This window comes from Longimicrobium sp. (genome assembly GCF_036388275.1).
GTDB lineage: Bacteria > Gemmatimonadota > Gemmatimonadetes > Longimicrobiales > Longimicrobiaceae > Longimicrobium.
Window position 1 is genome coordinate 38,931 of the sequence record NZ_DASVSF010000110.1, and the last position, 15,325, is coordinate 54,255.

The following is a 15,325-nucleotide window of genomic DNA, read 5'->3' on the forward strand; positions in this document are numbered from 1 at the left end:
GGCCGCTGCCCGGGCGTGCGTTTACGGGTGAACACGAGGACGAACGAGATGGCGATGCGGTGGGTGGTGGTACAGAACGGCTCATGGCTGGGATACCAGATCCCGCTGGCGCTGGAGGAGGCCGGAAAGCTGGAGGCCGTGGCCACGGACTGGTACTCGCCGCTGGATCGACCGTGGTTCCAGCTGGTGGCGGGCGGCCTTCCCGCCGGGGTGGTCGCCGGCCTGCGCCGGCGCTACCGGGAGGGTGTGCCCTCGCGCAAGGTGCGGTCGTGGCCCGACGGGCCCGTGCGGGTAAAGCTGGGGGGCGCCATGGAGCGCGAAGACTACCGGCTGGGGGTTCGGGGCGGCCGGCTGGCCGCGGCCCGGGGCGCGGCGCTCTTTTCCTTCAGCTACTACGCCTACGGGGCCTTCACGGCCTCCGGCGGCGGGGCGCGACCGCGGCTGCTCCACCAGGTGCACCCGCACCCCGACTCGCTGCGGGCGATCTTCCGCGAGGAGATGGAGCGGACTCCGGAAGCGATGGAGTCCCTCCGCGGGGAGCAGGAGATCTCGGCCACCCCCACGCGGCTGGAGCAGATGTCCGAAGAGCCCCGCATGGCCCACCTGTGCCTCGCCGCGTCGGGGTACACGCGGCGGACGCTGATCGAGAACGGGGTGGACCCTGCCCGGATCCGCGTGGTGCCGTACGGGGTGGACCTGGACGCCTTCGTTCCCCCCGCCGCGCCGCCGGCCGGCCCCTTCCGGGTGCTGTTCGTGGGGCAGATGGTGCAGCGCAAGGGGCTCACCTACCTGTTCGAAGCCTGGAAGCGGCTGGCGCTCCCCAACGCCGAGCTGGTGCTCGCCGGCCGGGGGAGGATGGACGGCCCGCTGCTCGCCCGCTACGGCAGCCTCTTCCGGCGGGAAGCCAGCGTTTCGCCGTCGCGCCTTCGCGAGCTGTACCAGTCCAGCGACGTCTTCTGCATGCCCTCGCTGGCCGAGGGTTCCGGGATGGTGTACCTGGAGTCACTGGCGTGCGGCACTCCCGTGATCGGCACGCCCAACACCGGTGCCGCCGACCTCATCGACGACGGGGAGCAGGGCTTCCTCGTTCCCGTCCGCGACGTGGACGCGCTGGCCGAGCGGCTGCTGTGGTGCTATGAGCACCGGGAAGAGCTCCAGGCCATGCGTGCCGCGGCGCGGATGCGGGCCGAGCGGTTCACCTGGGGCGCCTTCCGGAAGGGCGTGGCCGACATGGTCCTCGAGGCCGAGGCCGGGGCGGGGTAGGGCAGGGGAGGGGCGTTCCCGGGGGCGTGGCATGTGACCCCGGCGCGCGTCGGCGCGTCACTGCACCGAAGCGCGGCGGCGGCTGCTCCCGTGGCCGCCGAACGGCGCCGCCGGGTTGTTTCCGGCGGCGCTTGCGTGTACTTTCCAGCCACCCGGGCGCGAATGCGTCCGGGGCTACTCTTTGTGGACTCGCAGGTGGAAACGCTGCTGCAACCAGCCCGCGGCCGGGGTTTTTCCGTGCTGCTGCTGCTGACCCTCGCGTGCCTGGCCGGATGGCTAATCGCGCGAATACAGACTCACCTGTACGGAACCGAGGCGCTGCTCGCCATCATGGTGGGCTGCCTGTGCCTGGGTCCGCTCGTCGTGCGTACGCTGCAGGGGCGGTTCGACGTGTTCGAGCCGCTCACCATCATCTGCGCCGTCTATTTCCTGTATTTCTCCTTCGCGCCCCTGGTGCGCATCACCATGAACGATTTCTCGTTCGTGGAGCGCACGTTCGAAACGCTGTACCTGCACGGGCTCCTCGTCATCAGCATCCCGGTGCTCGCCACCTGGGTGGGGTACGCGCTTCCGTGGGGGCGCCGCATCGGCGAGCGGTTCGCTTCGCCGGTGCGCCTGGAAGCAGAAGGGCTGCGCGTGCTGCGCCGCTGCGGGTGGGGTCTTTCGTTCGCCGCCGTGGGCGGCCTGGCCCTGTGGGCGGCCGTGGCGAACATCCACTGGACGCGGTTCCTGCTCCCCGGCATCGTCACGCAGGTGCCGCAGGGGGGCGCCGAGGGGCCGGGGCAGGACATCGCCTGGTTCTTCCTGGCGCTGGAGTGGTTCATCCCCGCCTTCCTGATGCTTTCCGTCAGCGGCGGGTTCCGCAGCCGCGCGGCCCGGTGGGGGTACTGGCTGGGGGTGTTCGTGGTGTACCTCTCGATGACGTTCCGCTACCGCCTGCTGATCTTCATCATCTCCGCTTTCATCCTGGGGTACCTGCGGCGGGGGCGCCGCCCCAGCCTGCTGCTCCTGGCGGGCGGGGCGTCGGTGATCTTCGTCCTGGCCGGGTGGCTGTCGCTGATGCGCGTGTACTTCGGCAGCTACGGGCAGATGGGGACGATGGACCTGTCGATGGAGAAGATCCTGGTGTCGGGCCTGGCCGACACGCGCATCTTCGACACCTTCATGGCGGTGACGTACGCGGTTCCCCGCTTCATCGACTACGTGTTCCTGGACCCGTTCCTGTACGTCTTCATCCTTCCCATCCCCCGCGCCCTCTGGCCCGCCAAGCCCGAGCCCGAGTGGATCCGCTCCGTGGGGCCCATCCTGGGAACGCCGGGCGCCGTGAGCGCCGGCGCGGCGGTGCCGCACTTCGGCGAGTACTACATGGCCTTCGGATGGCCGGGGGTGGTCGTGGGGATGATCGTCTTCGGCGTGCTCACGCGCGCGCTGTGGGCGTGGTTCCAGTCCGATCCCAAGGACCCCGCCCGCCAGGTGGTGTACGCCATCTGCAACATCTGGCTCCTGCAGGTGATCATCCGCGGATACCTGGCGCAGATCGTCAAGGAGTTCTTCTTCTTCCTGGTTCCCGTGATCCTGGCCATGTGGGCTGCGCGGCGGGCGCAGATGCGGGCGGCGGCCGCTGCGTCGAATGCCTAGGATCCTGGTCGTCAACAACATCCCCTCGCCCTACAACGACGCCCTGTTCGCGTGCCTCGCGGGGCAGGCGGGGGTGCAGCTGCGGGTGGCCTACTGCGCGTCGCAGGAGCAGAACCGCTCGTGGCGGCTGCCGCGCGACAAGGGGTACGACTACCTGGTGATGAAGGGCCGCTCGTTCGCGGGCTCGGCCCACCTCAATCCCGGCGTGCTGGGGGTGATCCGTCGCTTCCGCCCCGACGTGGCGGTGCTCTCGGGCTCGTACACCATGCCCACGATGCAGCTGGCGGCGGCGGTGCTGCGCGCGGGCCGCGTTCCCTGGGTGTACTGGAGCGAGGAGCTGGGGCTGGAGCCGGTGCCGCTGCTGCGGCGGGTGGCCCGGCGCACCCTCCGGCGCACCCTGCTCGCGGCGCACGGCGTGCTGGCCATCGGCAGCCGCGCCGGGCGCTCGTACCGGCGCATCGGCGTGCCGCCGGCCCGCATCGCCGACTTTCGCTACTACGCCGACGTGGCGCGCTTCCGCACGCCCCCCGCCGAGCGCGACCGGGCGCGGGCCGAGGTGCGCGCGGCGCTGGGCATCGACGCAGGTGCGCTGGTGTTCCTGTACTGCGGGCAGATGATCGCGCGGAAGGGGGTCGACACCCTGCTCGGCGCGCACGCCCTGCTCCGCCGCGAGGGGGTGGAGGCGACGGTCGTGCTGGCGGGCGACGGTCCCGAGCAGGGAGCGCTCGCCCGGATGGCCGGCGAGCTCGGGACGGCGGACGCCGCCCGGTTCACCGGGTTCGTTCAGCCCGACGAGCTGCCCCGGCTGTTCGCCGCCGCCGACGCCTTCGTGCTGCCGTCGCGCCGCGAGGGCTGGGGCGTCGTGGTGCACGAGGCCATGGCGGCGGGGCTTCCCGTGATCGCCTCGGACCAGGTGAACGCGGCGGTGGACCTGGTGGCCCAGGGCGAGTCGGGGTGGCTCTTTCCGGCGGGCGACGCCGAAACCCTGGCGGCGAGGATGCGCGAGTTCTGCGGGCACCCGGACCGCCAGGCCGTGGGGGCCAACGCCCGCGCCGTGGCCGAGCGCGAGGCGCCGGAGCGCATGGCACCGCGGCTGGTATCGCTTCTTGGCGCCACGATGGCGGGAGAAGACCTGTGTTCGCGATGATGGCAGGAGGAGCAGGCTGATGTGCGGGATCGCGGGGTTCGCGGGGAGCTTCGAGCCCGCCCTCCTGGAACGGATGATCACCTGCGTGGCGCACCGGGGCCCGGACGGCGAAGGGCGCCGCGTCATGGAGGGCGGGGCTCCCCGGCGCAGGGTGGGGCTGGCGCACCGGCGCCTGTCCATCATCGACCTTTCCCCCAGCGGGGCGCAGCCCATGGGCGTGCGCTGCGCCCGCTGCGGCGTCGCCGAGGGGGCGGGCGACGCCGGGCTGTGGATGACGTACAACGGCGAGATCTACAACTTCCAGGAGCTGCGCCGCGAACTGGAGTCGCGCGGCCACGCGTTCGGCAGCCGCACGGACAGCGAGGTGCTGCTGCACCTGTACGCCGACGAGGGCCCGGCCATGCTGGAGCGCCTGAACGGCATCTTCGCCCTGGCCATCTACGACGGCCGCCCCTCCGGCCAGCGCGGGGGAATGCGCCCCGGCGACGTGCTGGTGGCGCGCGACGGCCTGGGGGTGAAGCCGCTGTACTACGCGTCCCTTCCCGACGGGGTGCTGTTCGGGTCGGAGATCAAGTCGCTGCTGCAGACGGGGCTCGTTCCGCGCGAGATGGACCCCGAGGCCATCCACTACCACCTGGCCTACCTGTGGGCGCCCTCGCCCTCCACGGTGCTCAAGCACGTGCGCAAGCTGCGCCCCGGCTTCGCCATGGTGCTGCGGGAGGGCGGGGTGGCGCGCGAGTGGTGCCACTACGACCTGCCGTACGGGCGCGAGCCCCTGCCCGGCTCCGAGGCCGACATCGCGGCCGAGCTGGCCCGGCAGGTGGAGGCGGCGGTGGACCGGCAGATGGTGGCCGACGTGCCCGTGGGGGCCTTTCTTTCCGGCGGGCTGGACAGCAGCGCCGTGGTGGCCATGATGCGGCGCGTGCGGCCCGACTATACCCCGCGCTGCTACTCCATCGGCTTTCGCGGCGACCAGGACGTCGAGGGGAACCCGGCGGACCTGCCGTACGCGCGGCGGGTGGCGGCGCACCTGGGGGTGGACCTGTGCGTCCTGGAGATCGAGCCCGACGCCATCCGCCACCTGGAGCGCATGCTCTACCACCTGGACGAGCCCCAGGCGGACCCGGCGCCCATCAACGCCCTGCTGATCAGCGAGCAGGCGCGGGCGGACGGCACGAAGGTGCTGCTTTCCGGCGCGGGGGGCGACGACATCTTTTCCGGCTACCGGCGGCACTACGCCCTGCGGATGGAGCGGGCCTGGTCGTGGCTCCCCTCCACCCTCCGTGGCGGGCTGGCCGGCGCCGCGCGCTGGGCGGGCGAGGGCGGGCTGGGGATGATGGACCGTTCCTCCATCCGCCGCGCGGCCAAGGCCTTCGCCAACGCCGACCTGGACCCCGACCGGCGGATGGCCAGCTACTGGTGGTGGAGCGGCGAAGCCGTGCGCCGCGCCCTGTACACCCCCGCGTTCGCCGCCGCCACGCGCGACGTCGACACGGCGGCGCCGCTGGTCGACAGCCTGCACCGCATTCCGGGCGAGCGCGACCCGCTGAACCGCATGCTGTACCTGGAGGCCAAGCACTTCCTGGCGGACCACAACCTGAACTACACCGACAAGACGGGGATGGCCGCCGGGGTGGAAACGCGGGTGCCGCTGCTGGACCGCGAGCTGGTGGACTTCGCCACCCGCATTCCCCCCCGGCTCAAGCAGCAGGGGCGGGTGGGCAAGGCCATCTTCAAGAAGTCGATGGAGCCGTTCCTTCCCCACGACGTCATCTACCGTCCCAAGACCGGCTTCGGCGCCCCGCTGCGCGACTGGCTGCACGGCGAGCTGCGGGAGCTGCGCGAGGACACCCTGGGCGCCGCCGCCCTTTCCCGCCGCGGGTGGTTCGATCCCGCCGCCGTGGCCCGGCTGGTGGAGCAGGACCGGCGCGGCGAGGTCGACGCGGCCTACACGATCTTCGCGATGATGTGCATCGAGCTGTGGTGCCGCATGTTCGTCGACGCGCCCCTTCCCGCACGCGCCGCCGCCTGATGCCTTCGCTGTTGTGGGTGAACCACTTCGCCGTCGGCCCGGGGGAGGGCGGCGGCACGCGCCACTTCGAGCTGGGGCGCGAGCTGGCGCGCCGCGGGTGGGGGGTGACCGTGGCCGCGTCGGACCTGAACCTGCACACCCGCCGGTACGCGCGCCGCGCCGGCCCCGGCGACCGGCGGGCGATCGACGAGGCCATCGAGGGGGTGCGCTTCCGCTGGCTGTGGGCGGCCCCGTACGAGCGCAACGACTGGCGCCGCGCCCGGAACTGGCTTTCGTTCAGCGCCCGGGTGTGGCGGCTGCCCCGGAGCGAGCGGCCGGACGTGGTGATCGGCTCGTCGCCCCACCTGTTCGCCGCGCTGGCGGCGGAGCGGCTGGCGGCGCGCTGGGGAGTGCCCTTCGTCTTCGAGGTGCGCGACCTGTGGCCCGAGACGCTTTCCGCCGCGGGCGGGCGGCGCAGCCCGGGGTACGTGGCGCTGGAGCGGATCGCCTGGCGGCTGTACCGGCGTGCCTCGCGCATCGTGGTCCTGGCGCGCGGCTCGGCCGACTACCTGGCCGAGCGGGGCGTGCCGCGCGAAAAGCTGGTGCACGTTCCCAACGGCGTGGACGTTTCCGCCTTCGCCGCCATCCAGCGCCCCCCGCGCCAGACGCTGACCCTGGTCTACACGGGGGCGCACGGCCCGCTGAACGGGCTCGACGCCGTGCTGGACGCGGCCGAGCGGCTGCGGGACCGCGCGGACCTCCGCTTTCTGCTGGTGGGCGACGGGCCGGCCAAGGCCGGGCTCGTGGCCGACGCGGAGCGGCGGGGCTTGGCGAACGTGGAGTTCCGCGCCTCCGTCCCCAAGCAGGCCATGCCGGCGCTGCTCGCCGGGGCCGACGCGGGGCTGATGGTGCTGCGCGACGTGCCGCTCTTTTCCTTTGGCGTAAGCCCCAACAAGCTGTTCGACTACCTGGGCGCTGGGCTGCCGGTGGTCTGCAACGTCCCGGGCGAGGTCGCGGAGATGGTCCGCGACGCCGGTGCGGGGGAGCAGGCGGCGGACGCGTCCGGCGCCGCCCTGGCCGACGCCGTCGTCCGGCTGGCGGCGCACGCGGCGGACGAGCGCGCGCGCATGGGCGAGCGCGGCCGCGCCTGGGTGGCGGGCGAGCACGACCGCCCCGTCCTGGCCGACCGGCTGGACGGAATGCTGCGCTCCCTGGTGGCGGACCGTGCTGCCGGTTGACCGCTGGCCGCAGGCGGTACGCACCGTCGCGCGCACCTACGGCGCGCGCGGGGCCACGCTGCGCGCCCTGCACGAGGCGCGAAAGGCGGCGGGGCGCTTCCGCCCAGCCATCCGCTTCCCCGTCCCCGACGCGCCCGTGGCCGGCGTCCACCCCTTTCGCGTGGACGGGGAGCGCCTGCGGAGCGCGACCGACCTCGCGGCGGCCGTCGAGCGCGCGGACCGCGTGGCGGACGGGTTCCATCACGCCTACCGGTGGACGTGGAAGCCGCTCCCGTCCACCCCGGCGGAGTGGCTGGCGCACCCTGGGACGGGGCACTCGTTCGGGGACGCGCCCTGGTGGACGGTGCCGCACCTCGGCTCCGGCGGCGACATCAAGGACGTGTGGGAGCCTGGGCGCTTCGGCTGGGTGTACGACCTGGTGCGCGGCTGGCTGGTGACGGGCGACACGCGCTACGTGGACGCCTTCCGTCGCCACTTCGACACGTGGCGCGCCAGCAGCCCGCCCTTTCGCGGCCCGCACTGGGGGTGCGGGCAGGAGACGGCGATCCGCGCGGCGGCGCTCCTGTACGCCGAGGCCAACCTGCCGCCGGTAGAGGGGATCGCCCCGACGCTGGCGGCTTCGGGCGAGCGCATCGCCGACGCCATCGGCTACGCGGTGTCGCAGCACAACAACCACTCGCTTTCCGAGGCGGCGGGGCTGGTGTGCCTGGGCGTACGGTTCCGCGGCGCGCATCCCGAGGCGGAGCGCTGGCTGCGGAGCGGGCGCCGCTGGCTGGCCCGGCTGGTCACGGAGCAGTTCGCGCCGGACGGGTGGTACGTGCAGCACTCGTTCACCTACCTGCGCCTGGCGCTGGACCAGTGCGTGGTGGCCGAGCGCGCGCTGCGCGCCGCCGGGCTGGCGCTGCCCGACGAAGCCGTCGCCCGGCTGAAGGCGGGCGTAGCGCTGCTGCTGGCCGTGATGGAGGGCGAAACGGGGACGGTGCCCAACCACGGGGCCAACGACGGCGCCTTCGTCCACCCGGTGACGACGGCCGGGGTCCGCGACTTTCGCCCCGTGGTCACGGCCGCGTGCGCCACGTGGGGCATTCCGCTGCCCGATGACGTCCCCGCAGACCCCGAGGCGCTGGCGTGGCTGGGGCTCCGTGCGCCGCCGGCCGCCCCGGCGCGGGGTAACGGCGTGTGCAGTGGGTCGTCAGGGTGGGCGGTGGCGCGGGTGGGTGGGGCCTGCGTGTTCCTGCGCGCGGGGCGCTACACCAGCCGCCCCAGCCACATGGACCCGCTGCACCTGGACGTGAGCTTCGGCGGCCGCGAGGTGGTGGTGGACGCGGGGACGTTCGCCTACAACGCGCCCCCGCCGTGGAAGAACGGGCTGACGGGAGCGCGGGTGCACAATGGCCCGGTGCTGGACGGGCGCGAGCCGGGGGTGCGCGGGCCCCGCTTCCTGTGGTACATTTGGCCGGAAGCAGACATGGTCGAGGCCGAGCTCGGCCCGGACGGCGCCACGCTCGTGGCCGAAGTGCCCGGCCGCATAAGCCGCACCGTCCGCGTGACGGCGCGCGAGGTGACGGTCGAGGACCGCATTGAGCCCGGCGCGGCCCGCGAGGCCACCGTCGGCTGGCTGCTGCACCCCGACGCGCCGGCGGGCGCCGTCCGCGTGGACGGGCCCCGCGAGGTGGTCGAAGCCGTGGAAGGCGACACGGCCGGCTGGTATTCCCCGGCGTACGGCGAGCGAATCGCCTCGCGCCGGGTGCAGGTGCGCCGCCCCGCGGCGGGCGGCGCCGTAATCACGACCTTCATCGTCCCGGACGATTCCTGAATGAAGCAGTTGCTGCAGCAGCTCAACACCGGTGAAACCCGCCTGGCCGACGTGCCGGTGCCCCGCGCGGGGTCGGCGTCGCTGGTGGTGGAAACCCGCGCCACGCTGGTCTCGGCGGGAACGGAGCGCATGCTGGTGGAGTTCGGCCGCGCCAACCTGATCGACAAGGCGCGCAGCCAGCCCGACAAGGTCAAGCAGGTGCTCGACAAGATGCGCACCGACGGGGTGGGCCCCACCCTCGAGGCGGTACGCTCCAAGCTGGACCAGCCCATTCCCCTGGGCTACTGCCACGCGGGGGTGGTGGTGGAGGCGGGGGCGCAGGCGGGCCGGTTCCGTCCCGGCGACCGGGTGGTGACCAACGGCCCCCACGCCGAGTACGTGCGCGTTCCCCACACGTTGGCCGCGCGCATCCCCGAGGGGGTGAGCGAGGAGGCCGCGGCCTTCACCCCGCTGGCCGCCATCGGCCTGCAGGGCATCCGCATGGCGGCGCCCACGCTGGGCGAAACGGTGGTCGTGTACGGGCTGGGGCTCATCGGCCTGCTGACGGTGCAGCTGCTGCGCGCCAACGGCTGCCGGGTGATCGGCATCGACCGCGACCCCTCGCGGCTGGCCCTGGCCGAGCGCTTCGGGGCCACCCCACTGGACGGCACCGCGGGGGCCGTGGCCGAGCGGGTGCTGGCGGCCACCAACGGGGTGGGCGCCGACGCCGTGCTGCTGACGCTGGCCTCGGACTCGGACGACCCCGTGCACCAGGCGGCGGAGATGAGCCGCAAGCGCGGCCGCCTGGTGCTGGTGGGCGTCACGGGGCTGAACCTGCGCCGCGACGACTTCTACCGGAAGGAACTCACCTTCGCGGTGTCGTGCAGCTACGGCCCGGGGCGCTACGACCCCGACTACGAGGAGGCCGGGCACGACTACCCGCTCCCCTTCGTGCGGTGGACCGAGCAGCGGAACTTCGAGGCCGTGCTGGAGCTGATGGGCGGCGGCCGGCTGGACCCGCTGGCCCTGGTGACCCACCGCTTCGAGTTCGGCGACGCCCCCGCGGCGTACGAGGTGATCTCGGGGAAGGAGCCCAGCCTGGGCGTGGTGCTCACCTACCCCGACCGGGGCGGCGTGCTTCCCACCGTGGAGGCGCGCGTGCTGACCAACCGCCCCGCCTCGGCGAAAGCCGGCCAGGGGGTGGTGGGGATGATCGGCGCCGGCAACTTCGCCCTGCGCACGCTGCTTCCCGCGCTGGGCGAAACGGGGGCGCGGCTTCACACCATCGCTTCCAGCGGGGGCACCAGCGGCGCCGTCGTGGGCGGCAAGTTCGGCTTCGAGCGGGTGACCACCGACGTCGACGCGGTGATCGAGAACCCGGAGATCGACACCGTCTTCGTCCTCACCCGCCACGACACGCACGCCCGGCTGACCGAGCGCGCGCTGGCCGCGGGGAAGCACGTGTTCGTCGAAAAGCCGCTGGCCCTCACCGACGAGGAGCTCGACGCGGTGCAGGCTGCGGCGCAGGCCTCGGGGCGGCTGGTGACGGTGGGCTTCAACCGCCGCTTCGCCCCGCTGGCGGGCGAGATGCAGGCCCTGCTGCGCGGGCGCGCCGGGCCGGTGTCGGTGGTGGCCACGGTGAACGCGGGCGCCATCCCCCGCGACCACTGGACGCAGGACCCGGCCGTGGGCGGCGGGCGCATCACCGGCGAGGGGTGCCACTTCATCGACCTGTGCCGGTTCCTGGTGGGCGCGCCCATCCGCGGCCTGCAGGTGACGCCGGCGCGCGACGGGGCGGGGCGGGCCATCGACGACATCGCCCACCTGTCGCTTTCCTTCGCCGACGGCTCCACGGCGGCGGTGCACTACCTGGCTTCGGGGGCGCGGTCGTATCCCAAGGAGCGCATCGAGTGCTTCTGGGACGGAAAGACGGCGGCCATCGACAACTGGCGGCGCTTGCGGCGCTTCGGCGTGGCGGGGCCCTGGTGGGAGCGGTCGCGCGGGATGGACAAGGGCCACGCGGCCGAGCTGCGCCTGTGGATGGAAGCCGTGCGCTCCGGCGGCGCGCCGCCCATTCCCCTGGACGAGTTGTGGGAGGTGTCGCGCTGGTCCATCCGCGCCGGGGCGCTGGCACGCGATGCGGGCTGACCGGCCCGGGGGCGTCACGTGAAGCGGGTGCTGGACGTCCTCGTGTCGGGCGCGGCGCTGCTGGCTGCATCTCCCCTGCTGGCGCTGGCGGCCCTGGGGATCCTGCTGGAAGACGGGCGGCCGCTGCTGTACGTGCAGCCGCGCGCCGGGCGGGGCGGGCGGGTGTTCCAGGCGCTCAAGTTCCGCACGATGCGCGTCCATGGCACCCCCGCGCATGAGATGGCGCAGGTGCGCTCCGGCGACCCCCTGGTGACGCGCGTGGGCTCGGTCCTGCGCCGGCTGAAGGTGGACGAGCTGCCGCAGCTGGTGAACGTCCTGCGCGGCGACATGTCGCTGGTGGGCCCGCGCCCCACGCTGCCGGAGCAGGTGGCGGGGTACGACGCCTTCCAGCGGCGGCGGCTGGAGGTCACGCCGGGGCTCACGGGGTGGGCGCAGGTGAACGGCAACACCGAACTGGACTGGCCCGAGCGCATTCTGCTGGACGTGTGGTACGTGGATCACCGCTCGCTCTGGCTGGACCTGCGCATCCTGGCGCGGACGCTGGCGGTGATCATGGGGGGCGAACGGGTCCGGAGCGGCCCCTTGGAACAGGCACGGCTGCATGCGCACGGTTCTGGTCGGGGCGGTTGAAAGCACGCGGGTGGCGCTGCAGGCCATGGCGGAGTCCGGGCACGCGCCCGCGGCGCTGCTGACCCTGCCCCCCGACCGCTCGCGCCGCCACTCGGACTACGTGCACCTGCGGCCCCTGGCCCAGTCGCTGGGCGTAGCGGTGATCGACGCGCCGGACGTGAACACCCCCGAGGCGCTCGCGGCGATGAGCGAGGTGGCGCCCCGGCACGTGCTGGTGATCGGGTGGTCGCAGATCTGCCGCGACGACTTCCTGGCGGTGCCCGCGGGAGGGGCCATCGGCTACCACCCCGCGCCGCTGCCGGAGAACCGCGGGCGCGGGGTGATCCCGTGGACCATCCTGCAGGGCGTGCGCGAGACGGGCGGCACCCTGTTCTGGCTGGACCCGGGGATGGACTCGGGCGACATCGCGGCGCAGGAGCGGTTTGAGGTGGACGAAGACGAGACGGCGGCCACGCTGTACGCCAAGCACATGGAGGCGCTGCGGCGGATGCTGGCCGGGCTGATGCCGCGGCTGGCGGACGGAACGGCGCCGCGGCTGCCGCAGGACCACTCGCGCGCCACCTTCTGTGCCCGGCGCACCGCCGCGGACGGGTGGATCGACTGGACCCAGCCCGCCGACCAGGTGTGGGCGCTGGTGCGCGCCTCGGGCGACCCGTACCCCGGCGCCTTTACGGTGCAGGGGGGCGAAACGCTGGTGGTGTGGGAGGCGGACCGGGTGCGGGACGACCGCTACTGGGGCCTTCCCGGCCAGGTGCAGGCGATGGACGAACGGGGGGTGCTGGTGCAGTGCGGCGACCGCGGCCACGTGCGGCTTCGGGTGGTGCAGCGGGGGGATGGCGAACGGGTGGACGCGCGAAAGGTGCTGCGGATGCACGAAAAGCTGGGGATGGACGGGGCGGCGCTGTTCGCGGCGCTTCCGGGGGAGCGGCGGGCATGAAGGGCCCGCTGCTGGTGGTGGCGCCGCACCCCGACGACGAGGTGCTGGGCGCCGGCGGCACCATCGCCCGACTCTCGGCCGCGGGCGAGGACGTGTACGTCGTCATCGTGACCAAGGGCTTTCCCCCGCACTGGGACGAGGCGTTCATCGCCCGGGGGCGCGCGGAGGCGGCGGAGGCGCACCGGGTGCTGGGCGTGCGGGAAACGTTCTTCCTGGACTTTCCCGCCGCGGCGCTCGATACGGTGCCGCACCGCGACCTGAACGCCCGGATGGGCGAGGTGTTCGCGCGGGTGCGGCCGCACACGGTGCTCATCCCCTTCGTGGGCGACATCCACGCCGACCACCAGCTGGTGTTCCTGTCGGCCCTGGTCGCGTCGCGCCCCTCCACCGCCGCGCCGCCGCGGATGGTGCTGGCGTACGAGACGCTCTCCGAAACCAACTGGAACGCGCCGTACCTGTCGCCGGCCTTTGCGCCGAACGTGTACGTGGACGTGTCGGACCAGCTGGACACCAAGGTGCGCGCCATGGAGTGCTTCGGGTCGCAGATCAAGCCCTTTCCGCACGAGCGCTCGGCCGAGGCGCTGCGGGCGCTGGCGACGATGCGCGGGTGCACCGTGGGCGTGCGCGCGGCCGAGGCGTTCGTGCTGGTGCGCCAGGTCTGGTGACCGACTTCCTGGTGTGGGGGGGCGGGGGCCACGGCAAGGTGGTGGCCGACCTGGTGCGCGCCGCCGGCCACCGGCTGGCGGGGTTCGTGGACCGCGACCCCGCCAAGCGCGGCAAGGTGGTGGAGCCCGGCGGCGCCACGGTCGTGGCGGATGAAGACGAGCTGCTGGACGCCATCCGCCGCGCGGCCCCGCTTCCCGCGGGGGCCGGCGCCGTGGCCCTGGCCGTGGGCGACAACGCGCAGCGCGCGCGCTGCCTGGCGGCGCTGGGCGACACGCCGTGTCCCCCGCTGGTGCATCCCACGGCCACGGTGAGCCCCTCGGCGACCCTCGGGCGGGGGACGGTGGTCTTTCCCCGCGTGGTGGTGAACGCCGCCGCGCGCGTGGGCGAAGCGGTGATCGTGAACACCGCCGCCGTGGTGGAGCACGACTGCGTGGTGGGCCACGGGGCGCACCTGTCGCCCATGTCGTCGCTGTGCGGAAACGTGCACGTGGGCCACCGCGGCTGGATCGGCGCGGGGGCCACGGTGGTCCCGGGAGTCCGCATCGGCGACGACGCGCGGGTGGGGGCCGGCGCCGTGGCGGTCCGCGACGTGCCGGAAGGGGCCACGGTGGCCGGCGTGCCGGCCCGGCCGCTGGTCCGAACGAGCAACGATCAACCAACGTGAGCATGTCCGACGTGCCGCCCCGCATCCTCCTGTCCACCCCCCACATGAGCGGGCGTGAGCAGGCGTACGTGGCCGACGCCTTCGCCAGCAACTGGATCGCCCCCCTGGGCCCGCACGTGGACGCCTTCGAGGCCGAGTTCGCCCGCACCGTGGGCTCTCGCCACGCGGCGGCGCTGAGCTCGGGGACGGCGGCGCTTCACCTGGCGCTGCAGCTGGCCGGGGTGCGGCCGGACGACGAGGTGCTGGTGAGCTCGCTGACCTTTTCGGCCAGCGTGAACCCCATCGCCTACCTCGGCGCGCGCCCGGCGTTCATCGACAGCGAGGCGCGGTCGTGGAACATGGACCCGGCCCTGCTGGAGCAGGCGCTGGAAGACCGCGCCCGCGCCGGGCGGCTCCCCGCGGCGGTGGTGGTGGTGCACCTGTACGGGCAGAGCGCCGACCTGCACCCCATCGTGGACGCCTGCGCGCGCTACGGGGTGCCGCTGGTGGAAGACGCGGCCGAGGCGCTGGGTGCCACCTACCACGGGCGGGCGCCGGGCACCTTCGGGCAGTCGGGGATCTTTTCGTTCAACGGCAACAAGGTGATCACCACCTCGGGCGGCGGCATGCTGGTGTCCGACGACGACGCCCTGGTGGCCCACGCCCGCAAGCTGGCCACGCAGGCCCGCGACCCGGCCCCGCACTACGAGCACTCCGAGATCGGCTACAACTACCGCCTGAGCAACGTGCTGGCGGCCATCGGGCGCGCGCAGCTGGAGGTGCTGGAGGAGCGGGTGCTGGCGCGCCGCGCCGTGTTCGAGTTCTACCGCCAGGCGCTGGCCGGCGTCCCCGGGCTGCGGTGGATGCCCGAGGCACCGTGGGGCCGGCACAGCCGCTGGCTCACCTGCCTGACGGTGGACCCCGCCGAGTTCGGCGCCGACCGCGAGATGCTTCGGCTGGCGCTGGAGGCCCACGGCATCGAGGCCCGGCCGGTGTGGAAGCCCATGCACCTGCAGCCGGTGTTCGCCGGGCTTCCCACCTGGGGCGGCGACGTGGCGCGCGACCTGTTCGAACACGGGCTGTGCCTGCCCTCGGGCAGCAACCTGCGCGAAACCGAGCTGGAGCGCGTGGCGGAGGTGGTGCGCGCCGCCTCGCCGTCGGCGCGGCGGAACCCGGCTCGCGTGCCGGCCGCGCGCTGAAGGCGGGCGG

Annotated in this window: 12 protein-coding genes; all 12 read left to right on the forward strand. The window is 73.6% G+C overall.

What is annotated here, in order from left to right; all coding sequences use genetic code 11:
* The first annotated feature begins 48 nt into the window (after positions 1 to 48).
* The 12 genes from VF632_RS25325 (at position 49) to VF632_RS25380 (ending at position 15,315) form a co-directional block, all read left to right on the forward strand.
* Positions 49 to 1,263, forward strand: coding sequence for a glycosyltransferase family 4 protein (locus VF632_RS25325; protein ID WP_331025735.1), 1,215 nt, complete (start codon positions 49 to 51; stop codon positions 1,261 to 1,263).
* A gap of 162 nt (positions 1,264 to 1,425) precedes the next feature.
* Positions 1,426 to 2,901, forward strand: coding sequence for an O-antigen polymerase (locus tag VF632_RS25330; protein ID WP_331025736.1), 1,476 nt, complete (start codon positions 1,426 to 1,428; stop codon positions 2,899 to 2,901).
* Entirely contained in the window at positions 2,894 to 4,048 is a 1,155-nt protein-coding gene (locus VF632_RS25335) for a glycosyltransferase family 4 protein (protein WP_331025737.1), read from the forward strand. Before VF632_RS25330 ends, VF632_RS25335 begins: the two co-directional genes overlap by 8 nt.
* 19 nt (positions 4,049 to 4,067) lie before the next feature.
* A complete protein-coding gene (gene asnB, locus VF632_RS25340) occupies positions 4,068 to 6,080 on the forward strand; it encodes an asparagine synthase (glutamine-hydrolyzing) (protein WP_331025738.1) in 2,013 nt (670 codons plus the stop codon).
* Positions 6,080 to 7,297, forward strand: a complete 1,218-nt coding sequence (locus tag VF632_RS25345; protein WP_331025739.1) for a glycosyltransferase family 4 protein — start codon at positions 6,080 to 6,082, stop codon at positions 7,295 to 7,297. Before asnB ends, VF632_RS25345 begins: the two co-directional genes overlap by 1 nt.
* Positions 7,284 to 9,113 (forward strand): heparinase II/III domain-containing protein, encoded by a 1,830-nt coding sequence (locus VF632_RS25350; RefSeq protein WP_331025740.1) that lies wholly within the window; start codon positions 7,284 to 7,286, stop codon positions 9,111 to 9,113. Before VF632_RS25345 ends, VF632_RS25350 begins: the two co-directional genes overlap by 14 nt.
* Positions 9,114 to 11,240, forward strand: a complete 2,127-nt coding sequence (locus VF632_RS25355; RefSeq protein WP_331025741.1) for a bi-domain-containing oxidoreductase — start codon at positions 9,114 to 9,116, stop codon at positions 11,238 to 11,240.
* Between the two features lie 27 nt (positions 11,241 to 11,267).
* On the forward strand, positions 11,268 to 11,870 hold the full coding sequence (locus VF632_RS25360) for a sugar transferase (RefSeq protein WP_331025742.1): 603 nt from the start codon (positions 11,268 to 11,270) through the stop codon (positions 11,868 to 11,870).
* Positions 11,842 to 12,807, forward strand: a complete 966-nt coding sequence (locus VF632_RS25365) for a methionyl-tRNA formyltransferase (protein ID WP_331025743.1) — start codon at positions 11,842 to 11,844, stop codon at positions 12,805 to 12,807. The genes VF632_RS25360 and VF632_RS25365 overlap by 29 nt, the downstream gene beginning before the upstream one ends.
* On the forward strand, positions 12,804 to 13,472 hold the full coding sequence (locus VF632_RS25370) for a PIG-L deacetylase family protein (RefSeq protein WP_331025744.1): 669 nt from the start codon (positions 12,804 to 12,806) through the stop codon (positions 13,470 to 13,472). Before VF632_RS25365 ends, VF632_RS25370 begins: the two co-directional genes overlap by 4 nt.
* Positions 13,469 to 14,137, forward strand: a complete 669-nt coding sequence (locus VF632_RS25375) for an acetyltransferase (RefSeq protein ID WP_331025745.1) — start codon at positions 13,469 to 13,471, stop codon at positions 14,135 to 14,137. Before VF632_RS25370 ends, VF632_RS25375 begins: the two co-directional genes overlap by 4 nt.
* Before the next feature lie 2 nt (positions 14,138 to 14,139).
* Complete coding sequence (locus VF632_RS25380; protein ID WP_331025935.1) at positions 14,140 to 15,315, forward strand: aminotransferase class I/II-fold pyridoxal phosphate-dependent enzyme; 1,176 nt, start codon at positions 14,140 to 14,142, stop codon at positions 15,313 to 15,315.
* Positions 15,316 to 15,325 lie beyond the last annotated feature (10 nt).